The organism is Martinezella sp. CNPSo 3890 (genome assembly GCF_057784455.1).
Genome location: NZ_JBXSOR010000003.1, coordinates 459,782 through 477,981 on the forward strand (window position 1 = coordinate 459,782; position 18,200 = coordinate 477,981).

Consider the following 18,200-nt stretch of genomic DNA (forward strand, 5'->3'; position numbering starts at 1 on the left):
ACCTTCTTTAAAAATAGATCGGCCTATCAAACGCGCAGAGAATGATTTGTCCACCTATCTCTTCGGTATTTCGAAGCCAAGCTGCCACTTCTGACCGATTGAGAAGTCATATTCATCCGGCTCGAATGCCTCGAAACCTCCGCCTGGATAGAAGGTCAGCTCCCCGACGCGGACCCATTCTGCCGACGCATAGAGATCGACACGAACGAAGTCGATATCGCGAGCGACCGTTTCAGCGACGTGAATCATCTCCTCAAGCCGCGACGGGCGGGCTACTTCGCCTGGATAGAGACCGAGATAGTCCCGGTCATAGAACGGCAGCTTCTGCCAGTCGGGAGTGTAGTTGCACGAATAGCCTCGACCATTTTCGCGTATGTCGATCTCGATATGCGAGACCTTCCCGCCAAATGTGAAGAACCGGTAGTCCCACGGAACTCGCCCATCAATGAGCAGCATGCTTTCAATAAGAATACGAGGCTTTAATTGGCTGTAAGCCCACTCTCTGTTGTAACGGGAATGATTGATTGCCAGCCACTCGCCGGACGGATCGTTCTTAAGGAGACGATCGACGTCGGCTTCACCGTAGAGAAATCGCCCCACACCGCTCGCATGGGTTGGCTTCACAACGGCCGGCAATGAAATCCCTGACCAATCCACGGAGGCTAGATCGTTCCCAACCCAAAGCGTCGGGATAACATATTGGCTGCCAACCCTTTCTCCAATCAACCCTTTCGCATCGGCCTTGTCTACGAGCTGCGGAAAGAGAGGGTTGCGATCGTATAATTTGCGCGCCTGTACCTTCTCAGTAAAGGTTTGAGGGGATGACAAATTAGGGAATTTGCCGCGAATGGCGCGATATTTAAGTGCGCAATAGGTCTTATCGGGCAAAGGCGACATGAGCCGCCAGAGAAAGTTGTGCGCGCGCTCTTGCAATCCCTTCTGCAGATATCCCGGGATGAGAAATCCATCTTGATCGGCGGCTCGATCTATCATGGTGACGGTCTCGAATTTCAACTAGAAAGCAAGTGAAAACTATCAGCCGCCCTTTAACACAAGGTTATGCGTAAGCCTTCAAGATAGATAGCCATGAGCGCGTTCGTATCCAATCTCCTGAAAAGCTCGTTGATTAGCTTGGCGGCGACATCCATCTCGCTTACCGCGGGCTTTGCGAGCAGCATCATCGCAGCCCGCCTGCTCGGTCCTGCGGGGTCTGGCAACGTCGCCTACGCATTATGGATTGCAACGTCAGCTGCAGCATTGGCCGACATGGGCCTGCCTCAGACCCTGCTGCGCAATGCGGGCGGTCACGCGGACGATGGTGATGCATGGAAGGCGTTGGTCGTCACTGCGCTCCGCAGTTTCCTTATATCGGTCAGCATGGTCAGTACAGGGATTCTTCTCTTTGCCGCGATCACCTATGCTTATCGCGATGCATGGCATGCGTGCTTCTGGCTGGTCACCGGGCTCCTCTTTCTTAGTTATGCGTTCTACGCATTTTCCACAGCCGTGGCACGCGGAAGAAACCGGTTCGGGCAGACCGCCCGCACTACCCTGCTCGGCGGGGCTATGCAGGTCCCACTTGTATTCATCGGAGCCTGGTTGCTAGGCCCGACGGGAGCTTTAATCGGCTATATCGCCCGCTACCTACCGCAAGCCTTGAAATTGCGCGACTATGTCCACCCCACCGCAAGATACTCGCGGAAAAATCTATCGCCGGAACTGTTGCGCTATGGCCGGTACATCTGGTTCAGCGATCTCATCGAGATCCTCATCCTCTCCCGCATTGAATTCCTTTTTCTCGGCATCTTTCTTTCTCCCACCAGTATCGGCTACTTCGCTGCCGGACTCGGTCTGGCCGGTCTTATCGAACAGATCATGCTCCAGATATCGCCGGCATTAATCGTCAACTTCACCGAAGCTCACGCAAGAAGCGATCCGCAGTCTCTCAATGCAGCTTACAGGCGCGTCATCCGCATAGTCGCCCTGGTCATGCTGCCGATCAGCATGGGTGGCGCAGCCATCATGCCTGAGCTTTTGCCGACGATCTTCGGCGATGTTTTCGAGCCCGCCGTGCCGGCTGCAACCACACTGCTAGCCTTCGTATGGCTTGCCGGCATGTCCGTGGTCCCCTGGGGTATCATCAGTGCAGCTGGACGAAGCGCCATTGTGCTACGCGTGCAGATTACAAGCGCTGTAGCAACGATACTCTTGCTAATCGCTTTCGTGCCATCCCTCGGCCTGGAAGGCGCGGCTCTAGCTCGCGCGATGACCGTGACATTGACGTTTGTGTTGCTTTGCTGGATGGCCCGGAAATATGTCGGCGTCACAGTCCCTTTGACTGCGTTGGCGAAAACGGTTCTTGCGGCAGCTCTCTGTGCGGGTGCAGCAAGCCTCGGCATTTACAGTCTCGATGGGCTACCGGCACTTTTAAGCGCCATTCCCGCTGGAGCAATTACCTATCTGTTGGCTATTCGTTTCTTACGCTTGATTACGACCGAAGACGTACAAATTCTGATGACGACGGCTGGTGGAAGATTGCCGAGCGTATCACGTCTTTTCGCTGGCAGATTGCTAAGCTTCCTTGTACCCGGCTGAGCGATTATTGGGCTTCGTATGCGGCAGCCAGAGTTTGCCGCGCAACCTCGTCCCAGGTCATTATTCCATCGCGGAAAGCCGCCGAACGCTGCATCGCCAGCGCTGCGTCGATCTTTTCTCGCCAGGCGACCTCGCCATCCAATCGATAGGCAATCCCGTTGGTGCGGGTAAAGGGTACGAGGTCAGGTAACAGGATCGGCAGACCACAATAGCTGTATTGGGCGAGTTTCAGGCTCGATTCCGCGAGATAGACCTCATCCGCGGTCAAGCGATAGGGAGCAATACCGAAATCAGCATGTTGCACGTAAGGGATGATGCTCTCAAAGTCCCTTTCGCCGTAGATGGTGACATTCGGTCGGGCCCAGCCATTCCATGTGGCACCAAAAACATGAAAATTCACATCCGGCGCGGCAGCAGCCATCGCGGCGACGGAAGTTTGGTCAAAAAGCATATTGCCGATGGAAATTGCATTGCGGCTACCGGGGGTATAGGGGGATGGCAGTTCGCGATCGAACAGAGTCGCATCAACGCCTTGCGGGATAGTACGCACACGCCCGCCAGGGGGGAGCATGGCACCCAGCCGCTGTGAAGGAACGCAAATCGCATCAAAGTGGGCGATCTGCCGAACTTCGATATCCTGTAGCGCCGAGGCAGCCCCGATGGTTCTCAGTAGATCGCGACAAAAATACAAAATCCGCGCCCTTGGATTTATTTTCTTGACCTTGGACAAGAAAGCCAGAGCGGAACCGCTCTCAATCAGCACCAGATCTGCGTCGGCTATAGCACGGCGCGCAAAGGGAGGGAAAAAGCTGCCATAGAGCCAAAATAGCGCGGGGCTAACTGCATTGATAAAACGGTTACCGGAACTGAAAGCATGTAGTGGAGGGAGATATGCGCCGGCTCTCAAATTAGCAGCGATGGTCTGAAACCGGTTTGCCTGATCTTGGGACAAAGCACGAAAGCGCCGGCGATCCTTAAGCAAAGTGAGCCAGCTGTGGCCGATAGTGAGAAAATGGACTTCATGCCCCTGCTCGGCCCAGCGGGATGCAATGAAGTGAATTGACGCCTTGCGGTAGCCGCGCAAAAACGCATGCGACGTCAAGATCACGATTTTTCGTCGTAGCTGCGCCTCTCGGCTGCCCAGCTCTAGTTCACCATTTGCCAAAGGCGGTCCCCAACAGCGACCCTCAGCCGGTTTATGTCATGACCGACATTCAAACATCGATGAGGTCGCAGCGACGAACAGTCATGTCCGGGGCATTGATAGCCGCAACCAAAGCCCAATTCCGCGGGATATGAGCCGCAAGCGCCTAACATGCGGTTAAAGTTGTATCACCAATCATCACATTCATAGGCTGCAGCTCGCCTGGAGTTGATCAGAATTGAACAGTGGGTCATCAACCCGGCCTTTTAAAGTAACACGGCTCTCGCTTGCCTGTGGGAAGCGAACAGGTCATTGATAAAGCTTTACGAATGTCTCGCCACAGGAATAGCCCAGCATGAATGCAAAGTACGCACTGCCCGCCATATTGGCCTGCACCTGCGCCGCAACACCGGTTCTGGCCGATAGCCCCTCACAAATGGTGCTGCGTGATGGTTTCGACGGCACAGATTTCGCCCCCTCTGGCCATCTTTATTATCGCGACAACTTCGAGCAAGAGGCCGGAACGATCGAATTTCAATCGGAAGTCAAGCATTCTGGAACCGGCGCATTGAAATTGAGCGTCAGACCATTCTGCCCACCGGGTAAAGCAAACTGCAGCGAGAGAGCCGAAATATGGGAGCGCACAAAGTATCGCGTTCCATACGACCAGGGGGTTTGGTACGGTTTTGCCGTAAAATTCGCCGATCCCGTACCCTCAGGCGACCATCGCTACCTTATCGCGCAATGGAAGCGAGAAATCGGGCCGAACGCCAAAGGGGATTTCAGCCCCTTCCTCGCACTGCGGCTCAATAATGGCAAACTCTTCGCAACCGTTGAAACCAACTACGTTGCTCCCATCAAGAAACACAAGCCCGAAAGCAACGGCAAAGCCTGCAGCGATGACGAAGCGCCGGTCTGGTTCCGTCCCGACACCAATCAAATGCGCGCATTGGTGGCCACCGACGACAACTGGGACGTATCCGACGGGCAAGAATTTACAGGCTGCACAGACGCCATAAAAGTAATAAATCGTGGAAACAAGTTGCCAACACCGACATCAGGCTGGATCGACTTTGCCATTTACAGTAAACCAGGCCCCGATGGCTCTGGCCATATTGAGATATTCGCTAACAACAAATGGATCGTTACAGTTACCGGTCACATAGGACATGCCGATCACGGATTAGGAAAGAATCAATACTTCAAATTCGGCCCTTATCGCGCCGCCGATACAACAGTGTGGACGCTTTACTATGATGATTTCCGCCGCTCACCCCACTGCGCCGATGTATTATCGGATCCCAGCCTTTGCCCTATCAAGTGACAAGGTTGCCAAGGATGCGTGCCTCTAGATCAATTGAGCGACCCACATCCCGAGCGTGCGCTTTTTTTGAGAAATGGCCGAACTTTTTCCTTTCTCGATAGTTATCTTTTTTCGTGAAGGAGGTGACCGAAATGCTTACTACCCATCGCGATTGCAAACAGCATGTGAAGAGGAATGCGATACCCTCACTAGGTGAAATTGAAGGGCGAGTTGCGGTCCTGGAAATTGTCGCCCAGTCTGCGCTGACACATGTGTTCGACGAAGGTGAAGTCGATATCGATGCGGCCTTGCTGGCCCAGATCCGTAGAGCGATGCACCGCAAATGCAAGGACTTGAAACTTGACGGCGACGATACGGCATCGGCACTTTTATACGCCGAGGAATTGATTGAGGCCGCGGTTAAGGCGTCGCACCCAATCCATCAATGATGCCTTCTCCGCCAAGGCTGGTTTTGTCCCTCTTAGTGGCGCTGGCAATTACGCTCGGCGTCCTCTTGTTTGTTGCACCACACGATACAGCGGTGAAGATTGTCCCTTCCGTCGCACCGCCCGGCGGGCATCAAAATCGGCAATAATTTGCCCAAGAATAGACCTGTGTCACGTTAAGACACATGCAGTCTGTCCCATATCAGGCTGCCGTTAACGTCGCGCGATGAACTCGGTTGCAAATTTCCAAAATCCAAGCAGTGTTCGCTTCACCCGCCCGATGCCAAGCTCCAGCAATGAATGGTGTAGCGAATGTCTATGATGGTCAATGCGCCGCTTTACCCCGATGACATCGATGTTCTCGCAGGCGCACTTTTTGCATGGTGTGCCGAACGCAGTATTAAATTACAAAGTCAGGAAGGTCTGTCGGCAGCCAATCTGGCCATAGATCTCTATAATGCCGGCTATCAAACACAAGATCAGTTGCTTGGCGCATTGCATGGCTACGATTTTCATTGATGCCTCGCCCGGACATCCAGCTTTGCATCTAAAACCCGAGCACAATTTCTCCAGGGAACGTATCGAAAAATGCGGCGGTAGTGACCGCTGTTTTATGCCGCATTCTCTTTGAAGGCATTAGCGATACAGTCTCGCTCTTCGAGAATTCCGGACCATTCATCCTGATAATATGTAGAGTCGTAGATCAACGTGAAAGGACCTTGATAGCCAGCCGCGTTGGAAAGCTTAATGCAGCGGACATAATCCTCTGCATCAAGACCCGTTGCTGAATAACGCCCCTTTGCATGACAAAGTTCGGCCCGGCTCATGATCTTTGCGAGATCCTCGTATTTGCCGTCCCGCTCCCAGTTGCCGAAATCACCGTTGAGGCCGACTTTGCCGTGCAAAGCATCAAGAATCCGATTGACCTCCGTCGGTCCGGGTAACAGGTTGAACCAGTTTTCTTCATATCCGCCGTGCCGGTCGCGTTCATTCCGGCGGGAGACTGACCAAGCAATCGCGTGACCGGAATATCGGCCGCGCCGGCGACGATCTGCAGGAAGGCCATCAGAATATCCGTAAGACCAGAGAGCGGTGCGCTCTTGCTGTCGTATTCCTCTTCGGCATCGAGGATCAGGGTGCCGTTGACCCCCTTGATGGTGTTGGCGAGCGCGTAGCGACGCAGCACCGCATCCTCATAGGCCTGATTGCCGATATTCGCCGAGAACTGCGGAACCTTGATGATGTCGATCTTCGCCTCGAAGACGAGGCTCGCGATGTTGGCCGCCGTACTGTCGGCATTCTTGATCACGTCGAAGGTCGCGGCCAGCACGCTTTCGCCCCAAGCATGATTACCCATGCCACCAAAATCCTCATTGGTCGCCATCACCCCCTTGAAGATGACGAGCCGAGACGGATGGATGGTCACCTGAATGCCGTTAGCACCGGTCAGCGTGTAGAATTTCGGCGTGCCATACCATTCCGAGGTCGGATCGCTCTCGATGTCCCCGGCAGCCACCTGACGGCGCGTCAGCACCGTCAGGTGTTTAAGGCCGCCCTTCCCGATCCGATCCGCCTCAAGCGGCAACGCTGGATCGGCATCTTCCGCGCCAATGAACAGGGCAGCGCCACCGAAAAGCCGTGCTTTCGTCGCTGCTTCCAGCACTTTGCCGCGTAGATTGAGACGTCGTTCCTCCGCATCGAGCAAGCCGATTTGATCGCTCGCCGCCTGCCAGTTTCGCCATTTCCGGCAGCTATCCAGCGCCGGAATGTCGACGATCTTGCGCGGCAGCCAGGAGCCGCGATAGGCGGCAATGATCTGCTCGTCCGTCAGGATCGGCTGCGTATAGAAAACGGATGCCGCCTTGTCGCGTTCGGTGCCCATGCGGGATGCAAGGCTCACCAATCCGTCGCGAACCATCGAGAATACCTGCCCCATGGATTGTCCTTTGATATGATGTGATGAAGAGGCACGCACGAGGCGAGCCTAGAAGTTGCTGAAGCTGAAGGACGAACTCAGCGCGAGTTCGTTCAAAGCGTCGGCGAAGGCATCGACCTGATCGTCAAACTGCCCATTCGGAAAGGCGCAGACCTCATCCAGAAATGCTTCGTTCCAGTCCCCGCGCAAAAGCTTGACATTTCCTGCTTCAGCCTGCGCCGAGGCCGGCTTGGCGCGCATCGCCTTGTCACCGGTTGGCGATATGGTTTTTACAGGAAAGCCGGCGAGCAGTTTGATCTTGGTTTCCGCATCGGCCTTGCCGGCCGCACCCGGATCTTGCGGCATGCGGATCGTCACCGTCGGCCCGTCCTGCGATGCAGTATTCTTGAGATTGCGCTCCACCTCGGCGGGTGACCAGCGTCCGCGCGCGATGGTTTCGACATAGAAAACACCGCCGATCAAAGCCATGCGCAGACCGACTGTCCAGTCCGGCTTGCGACCGGGACGCGCTTTCGAAGCCGCGAAATCCCAGGCGCGGCAACGCTTTGCGCCTGCAGGCAGCGCTTCGACGATCTCGAAATCGTTGCGCTGAAATAAACCGCCCGAGCGAGGCGCAGGCCGCTGCTGAAACTGGCCTGCCACCGCATAGGAGCCAAGCGGGACCTTGTCCCGCTCGACCACCGAACGAGGAAAGCGCTGCGGAAAAAGCAGTTCGCCCTCCTCAGTCCTGGGATCGACAAATCCGATCGAGGTCCGGCATCGGCGCTCCGGCTCGAATTCCATCGGCAGCATGAGATGTTCGTAACCGAGCCCGAGCGCTAGGATAGTGCCGGAGACATCCGCCTCATGCAGCCGCTGCATCACAACGACGATCGCCGAGCGTTGAGGATCGTTGAGCCGCGTCGGCACGGATTCGCGAAATGTGCGAACCGTGGACAAACGTTCTGCTTCGGATTCCGCACCATCGACCGAATGTGGATCGTCGATGATGACACGATCGCCGCGACCACCGGTCAACCTCGAAAACGGCACCCCCTGGCGCGAACCAATACGGGTGTTGGCGAAAGCCATCTCGCCCGTTCTCGTCAGCTTGACGACATCACCCCAAAGCGCCTGATACCATTCGGAGGCAACGAGGTCGCGCATGCGCCTGTTGTCGCGCTTGGCGTAATGTTCCGAATAGGAGGCGCCGAGATAGCGCAGCTGCGGCTTGCCTTTCGGCCCCCATTCCCAAGCCGGCCAGAAGACGCCGCAAAGAAGCGACTTCATCGTACCTGGCGGCACGTTGATCAGCAGCCGGGTAATCTCGCCTGAAGTTACTGCTTCGAGATGTTGGCAGATGGCATCGATATGCCAGCCATGAACATAGTCAACGGAGGGCTCGACGACGTGCCAGGCCTCCCGAACGAACCCCGTCAGCGATTGGCAGTTGGCTCGAATTCGTTCAGCATCCAAGGCAAGCCGGGTGGCGACCTCGGCCTGTTCGCGCTCAGTTCTCCGTTTTGCCCTCTCCTCCTGGATCGCCGCCATCATCGTCGCCGGATCCGGCAAGCGGACTGAAGAGGGATTCGAGTATCGCAAGCTGCTCATCCGTGGCATTGGTTAGGTCGATGGTGACGCCGCGGCCTCCTTTGGTCCCGGCGCCAGAGCGCTCGCTAGGTTTCTGATGAACATAGGAGGCTGCTATCTTTGCCATTTCATCGCGCCGCTTCTGATCCGCTTCGTCGTCGCGCATTACTTTCAGCATGTAATCAAGCGGCGTGTCGTCGGCGGAAACGGCCTTGCGACGGCGCGCACGCGGTTTGCGCGGCGCGACCGGCTTGTCGGCATTGGTCATGCTTCAGATTTCCGATGGGATTTTGAAAGAAAACAAGCGGTTCAAAACAACGCTTGCGGTCGACAGTGCGTCGCTGCAACTGTTCTCATCATGCCAAAATAGATACCGCATTTCGGCGCAGTTGGCGACACCCTTGAAGGCCGATCGTCGCGCAAGGAATGAGGACTTTGACGGAGGCAGAAAACAAGCTATTGAAATTGCAGATAAATATTAAATTTTTCGGTCCGACAAATTGAACGATATACCCGTCAACGCTTACCCGTTGGCATCGAAATATCCGAGACATGTGCAATCAAATTCAGTCAAGGGAAGCTCTTGAGCAGATCCGCGCCAGATGACGATCCGGATGGTCCCGCGGGCCGGGATTGGGTTCGGTGGTTCATCGCCGCCAATCTCCCGGTCCTGCCCGTTCCCGGTATCCCCGGTATGCGCCTGCATAAAGCAGGCCCGCAAAGCGGACTGCGGCGCCTCGCCGAGCGCGATCCGCAATTCGGCTCACCTTACTGGGCGCATTATTGGGGAGGAGGTCTGGTTCTGGCTCGTCATCTTCTCGACAGGCCCGAAAGCGTGGCTGGTCACCGCGTATTAGATCTCGGTGCCGGCTCGGGAATTGTCGGGATTGCCGCTGCAAAGGCAGGCGCAGCAAAAGTCTATGCCGCCGATGTCGATCCCTATGCAATTGCAGCTATCGAGCTCAATGCCGCACTCAATGACGTGATGATCGATCGCCTACTCGCAGACCTGACGAAGAGCGAGCCGCCTGAGGTCGACGTCATATGCGTCGGAGATCTTTTCTATGAGGCAGCGCTTGCGGAGAGCGTCATTGCTTTTCTGGACCGCTGCCTGGCTCGGGAAATCATGATTCTGATCGGCGATCCTTGGCGGGCTCATCTGCCGACAGCACGGCTTCGACTTCTCGCAGAATACGCCGTCCCAGACTTCGGCGAGGTCACCACAAAGACCCGCCCAGCCGGCGTTTTTGCGCTTGGGAGAGCAAGGTCACCAAACGGAGATATTGGCACATCACAATGATGGCGGGTTCGGACCGCGTCATTACGACGGCTCAGGCTTTCATCTTGGCACGCCTGCGGTTTTCCCGCTCCAATCGCTTGGCCAGTTCGGCAAGTTCGGGACTTGCCGCATCGAAGACAGGCCGCGCATCATCCGGCAACCAGTGTGTCTTATGCCTGGGTGCCACTGGTTTCACTCGTTCGATGCCGCCCGGCGAGTTGGGCATCATCGGTGCAATGCGCGACCAATCAGGCTCTTGCAAGATCGGAGAGATGACAAGGAGCGCACCTGCAAGACTCTGAAATTCGCTTTGAATACGTCGTTCGGCCGTGCGCCGGACGCGCCCCGTCCGCCCGCAAAAATCCCGAAACGAGCCGGCAATATAGGGCGCGGCAAGGCAAATGGACCATCGCGAAAGCAAGATGCGCCGCTCCTCATCCTTGACGTGAACCCGAAGCCATTCCTGCAAGACCTCCTCTGCCCGGCTGATCGCCGCAGCGCTCGGACGATAGCGAACGCGGATATCGGCCTGATCCATCGGTTCGGGCAAAACCTCCGGCCAGAGCGTCCGCATCCTGTCGGGCCGGATGCCGCGTACGTCGAGATGAACCATCGTATCGGCAGCTTCGACGAAACGTGCACGGATGATCAGGCTCAGATCGGCGATCTCGGCCGCGCGAAGGGACAGGTCATCAAACTGCAAGGCGGACCGGTGCATCAAGTCGTTTCTCCAATTCCTGATAAATCAGCGTTCGCAATGTCGCCCGAACTGGCCACGGCCGCCGCGCCACCGCATCCGTGCGCAATGTGGCAAGCGCGATATCATCGAAGGCGCCCAGAAGATCGCCGGGTCGCTGCAGCGCCCAATCCTGTCGTTGCGCTAGAACATCGGATACGGCGCCGATCGTGTCCGACCAGAGTTCATCGCGATTGCTCCCGGTTTGCCGGATGCATCGTAGAACGAAGACCAGATGGCCATCGCCGTAGCGGCCTCGGATTTCCTGCATCGTGCCGCGCGCATGGCTCTCCGCAGGCGCACGGCGCCGATGGACAGGAACCAGCTTGATGCCGAGTCCATCGAGAAGAAGATCCAGCCTGCCTTTGGTCATGACAGTTCAACTCCTTTCGTCGGTGAATTTGATACTTTTTTCATCCATGGACCGCTCATGAAGCGCTTCCAGTGACGGCGATAGGGCTGTGCGATTTGGGTTTGAAGAAGGCCTCCGCCTTGGAAATTGCCTCCACCCTCGCCCCATCACGCAGCATAGGCGTGTTGAGATAAGCGACCATCGCCTCGCCGGCTGCAGCCTTGGCAGCATCCTGCGTTTCGAAGACGATCGGTTCGCCCCGACTATCTCGAAGGATCTCATTTGTGGCTCGGTGAACCTTGCGAATCCAGCCGAGGTGGCCACCGGCAACGGCCTCTGTTCCGATTTGAAATTCGTTCATAGCAACCTCCCCCGGCTCGCTTGGCCAGGTCTATCTCTAGGTTTCCGATTGAGTTTTGACGTTCTGGTGCCCGTCTACCGCCTGCGCAGCTTTGCTGCCTGCGCCGGCTTTCTGGGCTCAAGCGAGGAGTCTTCGACAATGCGGAAGTGAATTTGGTCTCCTTCCGGGGCACCGGAGTCTTCATCCTTGAGGGATGGCATTGGCGAATTCCAAATGACCGGCTTTATCGCGATCACCAGAGCGGCGAAAAACAACGCCCCGCCGATGCAAGCGAGAAGGCCCTGAAGCATTTCGATCATGGCAGCACCTCCTGCTCGGCTGCTTGCACTGCGGACTTCGCCTCCACCATCTCCATCGGCTCGACAGCTGCATCACAATCCTCGCAATGCTGTTCGATAATCTCCGCGATCGACAGAATTCCGAGGCAGCCGGGGCATCCCCAGAAGCGATCGAAATATCCTGCGCGAAAAGCCGCCGCTCTCCTCCTGCTGCCTGTGACCATGCCTACATCCCTCAAACATTACCTGCCATATGCAGCGTTAACCCGTTTGACAGCCAAGCCGCGGATTATGCCGCTGCCGACTTGATAGACACAAATTATGTTGATAATAATGGTGATGTCAACATGATTTATGTCAAAAATTTTGCAAGGGTCTAGCGATGCAGAAATCCATGGGCGAACGACTGAGAGCGGCCCGCGAAGCCGCAAATTATCCATCAGCCACGAAGGCGGCAGAAGCGCTGGGCGTCAGCCTGTCCACCTATCGCGCGCATGAAAACGGCCAGAACGAATTCAGTGCCGAAGTCGCCAATCGATATGCGAAGAAATTCGGCACGACGGCGGCCTACCTGCTGACTGGCGAAGGCCTGCGCAAAGCCGCACGACCGTCGCCGAACATCGTCATGTCATTCGACCCGGACGAGCAGGATCAGGACGGATTTGCCGAGAGTGGCGACGAACTCAGCTACAGCCGGGAACACTGGAAGCCACAGATCGAAGGCGCAACACCGGAGGTGGACGTCAAGCTCGGCGCCGGCAGCGGCATCGTCGGCGAAGTCATCAACCTTCCCGTCGGCTCTGGCAATGTCGCCGGGCATAAGATCGTAGCGGAATGGCTTATCCCCACCGGCTATCTACGAAACGAGGCAAAGGCTTCGCCGAATCATACGATCATCATGGAAGTCGTCGGCGATTCCATGCAGCCCACCTACATGCCGGGCGATCGCGTCATCGTCGATCTCTCACAGAACCAAATGACCACTGATACCGTCTACGCGATCAGCGACGGTTATACGGAGCCGCAGATCAAGCGCCTGCAGCGAGTTCCCTTCACCCATCCGGGCCAGGTCAAGATCATTTCCGACAATCCAGCTCTGGAGACCTTCACCGTCCAGCTGGATCGACTGACCATTATCGGCAGAATCTGCGGCCACATTGCTCGAAAATAGAAAGCAAATATAGGCCGCAAACACCTTCGATGTTCCCAATCGCGCATGTGAACACAAATAGTGTTGACACGTATCGTGTTGAGTGGCAATTTCATCGATAAGAGCCGTTGGTCCTGAATGGAATGAGCCCGGGCAGCGTAGGATCTAGCCCGAAGTCAGCGAAACCGGATGCACCAGGCGCTACGATTGAAAAGGCTACAAGGCCATCGAAGGAGAGTGCCATTCATGCCGAAAAAGCCGAATGCTTTCATCATCGCACCGACCGATGCGTTGAGGGGAACCGGTATTGCCGGGATATCGCCGATCGCCAAGACGGGAGAATGACGGTGTACGCTCGGGAATTTTCCTGCGAATATTCGTTTGATGAGCTCAACATCCGCCTATGCGATCGCTGGGAAACCGGATTGCTATTATATGGGTGCGCTGAATTGACGTCGGCAGGTGCCGATTACGAGGATGAGTTCTACGTTTCGGCAATCAGATTGGATGGCGGCGCAAGGCTTGCGCGGCCGAATGCCTTGAACAATGCAGGCGGCTTCGAGTCCGAATTGTTTCGGCGGATAGCTGCCGTCATCGAAGACGACAGAACACAGGCAGGCCGTCACGCCGCCGAACTTTTTGCCATCGAATTGGAGCAATCCCGGCAAACCGACTATGATCAAAACCATAAGATCAGACAGGAAAGAAACCTGGAGATGCTTGCACCAACACATTGAGGCCTATTGCAGCCGAGCATCAACACCCAATGGAGGTTGCCGAGACCATGGACGTCTCCCAACACGAGCTTGAAGAGATCCGCCTACTGGAGCAGAAGCTGCATCTCCCTCAAATCCGGCAATCGCCAGCGATCGTGGCGGAACTATTGGCGGAAGGCTTCGTTGAATTCGGCAGCTCCGGAACGGTCTATGACGATAGAGATGAACTAATCTCCCGTCTGGCTGCAGAAAAATCGCAAGAAGCCGCTCCGCCCATTATTTCCCGCGACTATGTCTTTCGATCGATCTCACCGGATGCCGTCCTCGTCACTTATCGAAGCATCCGAGAGGCTCGAGAGAATGGCCAGGAGCGGCATACTTTACGGAGCTCGATCTGGCAGCGCATCGATGGGCGATGGCAGATGATCTTTCACCAGGGAACGCCCACGGTTTCGCAGGATTGAATCCACAACCCGGTGCCACCGCATTTGCAAGCCATGAAATCCTTGCGACTGGGGTAAATGCGCTAAGTTTAGTGGAGCCCAGGCGCTGTATCGTTGGCTTTACCGTCCGTGAGGCCGAGGTTATCTGCCATCCGAATGAGATCGGCAACGGAGTCGGCCCGCATCTTGCGCATGGCCTGACCGCGATGGACCTTTACGGTGATTTCGCTGAGGCCGATCTCGGCGGCGATCTGCTTGTTCAGGAGGCCTCGCGCAACGAGCGCCATCACCTCACGTTCGCGTGGCGTGAGCGTTGAAAACCGCTCGTGAAGATCAACCTCCGCCGCCTGCTTGCGCAGGCGGGCGCGATCGATTTCGAGCGCTTGCCTGATGGCGTCGAGCAGATCCTGTTCCCGGAACGGCTTTAGAAGAAACTCAACCGCGCCGGCTTTCATCGCCCTGACGGACATCGGCACATCGCCGTGCCCGGTGAGAAAAATGATCGGGATAGCATAACCCCTCCGGGCAAGTTCATCCTGAAAGTCAAGCCCGCTCGCATCCGGCATCCTGACATCCAGGACGATGCAGGCAGGCCCCTCGGACCGCGAAGACGCCAAGAAGTCCCGCGGCGACGCAAAGCCATGCGTATCGTAACCGACAGAGCGCAACAGACTGTCCAGCCCCTCGCGTACGGATGGATCATCGTCGATGACGTAAACGGTAGGCTGCCGTCCCTGCATTCCCTACCCCTTCGCCTTTTCGCGGACCGGCAAAGTGAAACCGAAGACAGCTCCGCGTGGAAAATTCGGCGCGGCATAGATAGCCCCGCCATGCGCCTCGATGATGGACCGGCTGATAGCAAGCCCCATCCCCATGCCTTTCGGCTTCGTCGTGTAGAAGGCTTCGAATATCCTGTCGAGCATTTCGGCCGGCATGCCGCCACCGGTATCGCGTACGCTGACGGTCACCTTCCGTTCATCCGCGGCGGCGCTGACGAGCAACTCGCGCGTTCCCGCATCGACCTCAGCCAGAGCTTCGATCGCATTCATGACGAGATTGAGAAGCACCTGTTGAAGCTGGACACGATCGCCAACCATCAACGGCAGATCGCCCGCCAATTCCGAACGGAACAGGATCTGATTCCGACGGATTTCGCTGCGGACGAGTTCCAGCACATCATTGATGGCTTCGACCAGATCGATCGTGTCGCTAGACGGTGACGAGCGCGCCACCAGTCCACGGACACGGCCAATGACATCGCCTGCTCGCCCGGCATCCGCGACAATTCGCTCGATGGCGCGGCGGGCTTCGTCGTGATCGGCCGGTGTTGCAGAAAGCCATCGAAGCGCGGCATTGCCGTTGGCGGCAATTGCAGTGATCGGCTGGCTGACCTCATGGGCTATCGACGTACCCAACTCACCGACGATCATGAGACGCGACATGCGCGCGAGCTCCGATTGTGCCTGCCTCGCCCTGGCATCGAGCATTTCGATCCTGATTGCCAGGTAAGTGGTCGCACCGATCGCGACCAGACTAAGCGTACTGTTGATCAGGCCGGCCTGAGAGGCGCCATGGCTCGTCAAAAAATAACTGATGACGGTCAGGGCGGCACATGCAATCCCGACCATCGCGATAGCTCCGGGTCGACCGGAATAGACCGCCAGCAAGATTACCGAGACATAAAGAACGGCAAAGGCGATCTCCAGATCCGTGATGGTATCGCCGATGAAAATGAGACCGGCGAGGATCATAATGCCGAGCCAAAGAAAGGGCATCTCGAAAAGATACTTCAGAAATTCGCGCCTCATCCCTTGCATCCCTGCATCACCATTTCCGCAGCATTGCGTGCGGAAGCTGCAAACTGCCTGACCCGAAGCGCCAAGACAACAGCCGCACTCTTTGACTTTCGTCTCGCATGACATTCCCCGCAGCTGACGAGCGCTCAGGCTCGCATATGCCCGCCCATTGCAAACAGCGTCAGATACTGGTGCCACACTCGAGGAGACGGCGGCCTGATCAAGCACGACGGTCATTGTTATTGTTTCCGACATAGCGGCCGACGAGACGCCGGCGCTGGCTGCGCCGGAGAACGACAAGGCTCGCCCTGTTGAGACCTGCGGCCCAGCGGAGAAGCGTGCGCGTCTTGCTTGCAGACATGAATCCGTTGAGGAACAAGCGTGTCGCCGATCGCATGAGCCAGTGCGCACCCCAGAGAAGCGCCAACATGTATATGAGATCGATAAAATCCTTCAGCCGTGCTATCCGCCCACCGAAGCGCTTGACAATGTGGGATAGGCGGCACTTTTCCTTATCTGGCCTATTTAGCTTGTTCCCGTTGAGCGCTTCCAGGAAACGGCCGAGTTCTTCGTTGTCTCTGGGCATGTCAATCCGTCCCGCAGCCAGACAGGCCGCGCGACCTCAGGCCGCCAAAGTGGCGATCTGCCGGATCTCATGCGCTAAGCTCTGCCGTGGCAGCCTATCAAATCCTGAAATATAAGGGGAGCGGCCGCCGCCTCAGCCGGCGGCAACCCTTTCACATTCGCTTCGGCTGAAGGTTTCAACTTGGGTTCTCCAGCGTGAACAGATCGGCATTTTCGTCATAGGCGAAATATTCCGCATAGCGGGCCCAGTTCGTAACAGCCTTGAGGGTGGTGTCGGCATAATCCTCGGACATGTAATCCTCCAGCTCGTCGCGGAAACGCCGTGCAGGCGCGCGGTGGGTCGGCCGCTCGTCGAGCACGCGGCGAATGTGCGCAGCCAGCGGCACATAGGTCGCCAGATGCTGCTCGAAGAGCTTCTTGCGTTCGTCGACATCGCTGTCGGAGAAACGCAATCCCGGCGCCGTCAGCTTGATGTCGCCCCCTTCCAGATCGGCGAAACGCAAGAGCTGAAGCGTTTCCGCAACCGGAAAGAGGTCATCGATACCGAGGTGCAGATGAGTGGCCAGCGGCGGCAGATCGGCCTGCCCTCGATAGGGCTCAGCGGCGACCGTTTCGATCAGACCGGACATAAGGTTGGTCGACACGCGTGGCAGCGCCATGGCAATGCCGGTGCCGGGAAAAAGGCCCTCGCGCGTCGGCGCACCGGTCTTCACCGTCATCCGCGCATAGATGTCTTCGACCAGCATGCGGAAGGCAGGATCGAGACGGTTGCGCGGCTGCGGCAGATCGACATGGATCTCCGCAATCACACGGCCGGGATTCGATCCGAAGATCAGAATGCGGTCGCACATCAGCACGGCTTCTTCGATATTGTGGGTCACCATCAGAACCGACTCGATCGGCATCCGGCCTTCACACCACAGATCGAGCAGATCCGTACGAAGCGTTTCCGCCGTCAGCACGTCGAGCGCCGAAAAGGGCTCGTCCATCAGCAGCACCTTCGGACGGACGACGAGCGCCCGCGCAAGGCCGACGCGCTGGCGCATGCCGCCCGAGAGCTCCTTCGGATAGGCGCTTTCGAAACCATCGAGGCCAATGAGATCGATGGCTGCCAGCGCGCGCTTGCGCCGCTCGGAAGATGCAACGCCTTGCGCTTCCAGACCTAGCTCAACGTTTTGCAGCACGGTCAGCCAGGGAAAGAGCGCGAAGCTCTGGAAGACCACGGCAACATCGGAGTTGGGGCCAACGACCGGCCGGCCTTCGAAGGTAATGTCCCCTCTGCTCGGGCGGATCAGGCCGGCAATCGCACGCAGCAGCGTGGACTTGCCGGAGCCGGAACGGCCGAGCAATCCAACGATTTCATTGGGATAGAGCTGAAGATCGACATTTTCGAGTACGACGAGCGAGCCGGACGCTCCCTTGTCGTAGGCCTGGCACACCTGCTTGGCGAGAACCAGCGGCGCATTCCTTGCAATATCGATCTTCTTGGAGATGACAGCGTTTTCCATATT

Annotated in this window: 24 protein-coding genes; 9 read left to right on the forward strand and 15 right to left on the reverse strand. The window is 56.8% G+C overall.

Annotation, left to right across the window (positions count from 1 at the left end; translation table 11 throughout):
• Positions 1–54: 54 nt before the first annotated feature.
• Positions 55–1,014, reverse strand: a complete 960-nt coding sequence (locus AC13RC_RS12105; RefSeq protein WP_488557256.1) for an ATP-grasp fold amidoligase family protein — start codon at positions 1,012–1,014, stop codon at positions 55–57.
• Between the two features lie 72 nt (positions 1,015–1,086).
• Here AC13RC_RS12105 and AC13RC_RS12110 point away from each other — a divergent pair, with 72 nt between their 5' ends.
• Positions 1,087–2,595 (forward strand): oligosaccharide flippase family protein, encoded by a 1,509-nt coding sequence (locus AC13RC_RS12110; protein ID WP_488557257.1) that lies wholly within the window; start codon positions 1,087–1,089, stop codon positions 2,593–2,595.
• Between the two features lie 4 nt (positions 2,596–2,599).
• Here the strand turns inward: AC13RC_RS12110 and AC13RC_RS12115 are convergent, their stop codons facing one another.
• Positions 2,600–3,760, reverse strand: a complete 1,161-nt coding sequence (locus tag AC13RC_RS12115) for a GumK N-terminal domain-containing glycosyltransferase (RefSeq protein WP_488557258.1) — start codon at positions 3,758–3,760, stop codon at positions 2,600–2,602.
• Between the two features lie 334 nt (positions 3,761–4,094).
• On the opposite strand from AC13RC_RS12115, the gene AC13RC_RS12120 reads away from it, so the two are divergent.
• The 3 genes from AC13RC_RS12120 (at position 4,095) to AC13RC_RS12130 (ending at position 6,007) form a co-directional block, all read left to right on the forward strand.
• The gene (locus tag AC13RC_RS12120) at positions 4,095–5,063 is read left to right on the forward strand and encodes a polysaccharide lyase family 20 protein (protein WP_113388870.1); all 969 of its coding nucleotides are present in this window, start codon (positions 4,095–4,097) and stop codon (positions 5,061–5,063) included.
• 131 nt (positions 5,064–5,194) lie between these two features.
• Positions 5,195–5,491: a hypothetical protein gene (locus AC13RC_RS12125; RefSeq protein WP_069612587.1), complete on the forward strand. Its 297-nt coding sequence runs from the start codon at positions 5,195–5,197 to the stop codon at positions 5,489–5,491.
• 309 nt (positions 5,492–5,800) lie between these two features.
• Positions 5,801–6,007, forward strand: coding sequence for a hypothetical protein (locus AC13RC_RS12130; RefSeq protein ID WP_488557259.1), 207 nt, complete (start codon positions 5,801–5,803; stop codon positions 6,005–6,007).
• Positions 6,008–6,099: 92 nt separating this feature from the next.
• Here the strand turns inward: AC13RC_RS12130 and AC13RC_RS12135 are convergent, their stop codons facing one another.
• Genes AC13RC_RS12135 through AC13RC_RS12150 form a run of 4 tightly spaced genes read right to left on the reverse strand, consistent with a single transcriptional unit; the run spans position 6,100 to position 9,261 of the window.
• The gene (locus tag AC13RC_RS12135) at positions 6,100–6,315 is read right to left on the reverse strand and encodes a hypothetical protein (RefSeq protein ID WP_488557260.1); all 216 of its coding nucleotides are present in this window, start codon (positions 6,313–6,315) and stop codon (positions 6,100–6,102) included.
• Complete coding sequence (locus tag AC13RC_RS12140; protein WP_488557261.1) at positions 6,312–7,424, reverse strand: DUF1073 domain-containing protein; 1,113 nt, start codon at positions 7,422–7,424, stop codon at positions 6,312–6,314. The genes AC13RC_RS12135 and AC13RC_RS12140 overlap by 4 nt, the downstream gene beginning before the upstream one ends.
• Before the next feature lie 48 nt (positions 7,425–7,472).
• Positions 7,473–8,957, reverse strand: a complete 1,485-nt coding sequence (terL, locus tag AC13RC_RS12145; RefSeq protein ID WP_488557262.1) for a phage terminase large subunit — start codon at positions 8,955–8,957, stop codon at positions 7,473–7,475.
• The gene (locus tag AC13RC_RS12150; protein WP_145632572.1) at positions 8,914–9,261 is read right to left on the reverse strand and encodes a hypothetical protein; all 348 of its coding nucleotides are present in this window, start codon (positions 9,259–9,261) and stop codon (positions 8,914–8,916) included. Before AC13RC_RS12150 ends, terL begins: the two co-directional genes overlap by 44 nt.
• Here AC13RC_RS12150 and AC13RC_RS12155 point away from each other — a divergent pair.
• Together AC13RC_RS12155 and AC13RC_RS12160 are read left to right on the forward strand one after the other, a co-directional pair.
• Positions 9,260–9,475 carry a hypothetical protein gene (locus tag AC13RC_RS12155; protein ID WP_113388873.1) on the forward strand — a complete coding sequence of 72 codons (216 nt, stop codon included), beginning with the start codon at positions 9,260–9,262 and terminating at the stop codon, positions 9,473–9,475. The genes AC13RC_RS12150 and AC13RC_RS12155 overlap by 2 nt on opposite strands.
• A 101-nt stretch (positions 9,476–9,576) precedes the next feature.
• Positions 9,577–10,293, forward strand: coding sequence for a 50S ribosomal protein L11 methyltransferase (locus tag AC13RC_RS12160; protein WP_210296478.1), 717 nt, complete (start codon positions 9,577–9,579; stop codon positions 10,291–10,293).
• Positions 10,294–10,324: 31 nt separating this feature from the next.
• Here AC13RC_RS12160 and AC13RC_RS12165 read toward each other — a convergent pair whose 3' ends face one another.
• From AC13RC_RS12165 to AC13RC_RS12185, 5 genes are all read right to left on the reverse strand, one after another.
• Entirely contained in the window at positions 10,325–10,990 is a 666-nt protein-coding gene (locus tag AC13RC_RS12165) for a DUF6362 family protein (RefSeq protein WP_183813019.1), read from the reverse strand.
• The gene (locus tag AC13RC_RS12170) at positions 10,965–11,381 is read right to left on the reverse strand and encodes a hypothetical protein (protein WP_069612591.1); all 417 of its coding nucleotides are present in this window, start codon (positions 11,379–11,381) and stop codon (positions 10,965–10,967) included. The genes AC13RC_RS12165 and AC13RC_RS12170 overlap by 26 nt, the downstream gene beginning before the upstream one ends.
• Before the next feature lie 55 nt (positions 11,382–11,436).
• The gene (locus AC13RC_RS12175) at positions 11,437–11,721 is read right to left on the reverse strand and encodes a hypothetical protein (protein WP_145316635.1); all 285 of its coding nucleotides are present in this window, start codon (positions 11,719–11,721) and stop codon (positions 11,437–11,439) included.
• Positions 11,722–11,795: 74 nt separating this feature from the next.
• Complete coding sequence (locus AC13RC_RS12180) at positions 11,796–12,020, reverse strand: hypothetical protein (RefSeq protein WP_113388877.1); 225 nt, start codon at positions 12,018–12,020, stop codon at positions 11,796–11,798.
• Positions 12,017–12,223: a hypothetical protein gene (locus tag AC13RC_RS12185; RefSeq protein WP_113332826.1), complete on the reverse strand. Its 207-nt coding sequence runs from the start codon at positions 12,221–12,223 to the stop codon at positions 12,017–12,019. Before AC13RC_RS12185 ends, AC13RC_RS12180 begins: the two co-directional genes overlap by 4 nt.
• Before the next feature lie 158 nt (positions 12,224–12,381).
• Between AC13RC_RS12185 and AC13RC_RS12190 the strand changes: the two genes are divergently transcribed.
• From AC13RC_RS12190 to AC13RC_RS12200, 3 genes are all read left to right on the forward strand, one after another.
• Positions 12,382–13,170, forward strand: coding sequence for a LexA family transcriptional regulator (locus AC13RC_RS12190; RefSeq protein ID WP_145316633.1), 789 nt, complete (start codon positions 12,382–12,384; stop codon positions 13,168–13,170).
• Positions 13,171–13,292: 122 nt separating this feature from the next.
• Positions 13,293–13,886, forward strand: coding sequence for a hypothetical protein (locus AC13RC_RS12195; protein WP_488557263.1), 594 nt, complete (start codon positions 13,293–13,295; stop codon positions 13,884–13,886).
• A 47-nt stretch (positions 13,887–13,933) separates the two neighbouring features.
• Entirely contained in the window at positions 13,934–14,329 is a 396-nt protein-coding gene (locus tag AC13RC_RS12200; protein WP_488557264.1) for a nuclear transport factor 2 family protein, read from the forward strand.
• A 68-nt stretch (positions 14,330–14,397) separates the two neighbouring features.
• On the opposite strand, the gene AC13RC_RS12205 is transcribed toward AC13RC_RS12200, so the two are convergent.
• From AC13RC_RS12205 to AC13RC_RS12220, 4 genes are all read right to left on the reverse strand, one after another.
• Positions 14,398–15,048 (reverse strand): response regulator transcription factor, encoded by a 651-nt coding sequence (locus AC13RC_RS12205; RefSeq protein WP_488557265.1) that lies wholly within the window; start codon positions 15,046–15,048, stop codon positions 14,398–14,400.
• 3 nt (positions 15,049–15,051) lie between these two features.
• Positions 15,052–16,116 carry an ATP-binding protein gene (locus tag AC13RC_RS12210; protein ID WP_183813010.1) on the reverse strand — a complete coding sequence of 355 codons (1,065 nt, stop codon included), beginning with the start codon at positions 16,114–16,116 and terminating at the stop codon, positions 15,052–15,054.
• Positions 16,117–16,324: 208 nt separating this feature from the next.
• Complete coding sequence (locus AC13RC_RS12215; RefSeq protein ID WP_113388882.1) at positions 16,325–16,690, reverse strand: hypothetical protein; 366 nt, start codon at positions 16,688–16,690, stop codon at positions 16,325–16,327.
• Positions 16,691–16,865: 175 nt separating this feature from the next.
• Positions 16,866–18,197, reverse strand: a complete 1,332-nt coding sequence (locus tag AC13RC_RS12220; protein ID WP_488557266.1) for an ABC transporter ATP-binding protein — start codon at positions 18,195–18,197, stop codon at positions 16,866–16,868.
• Positions 18,198–18,200 lie beyond the last annotated feature (3 nt).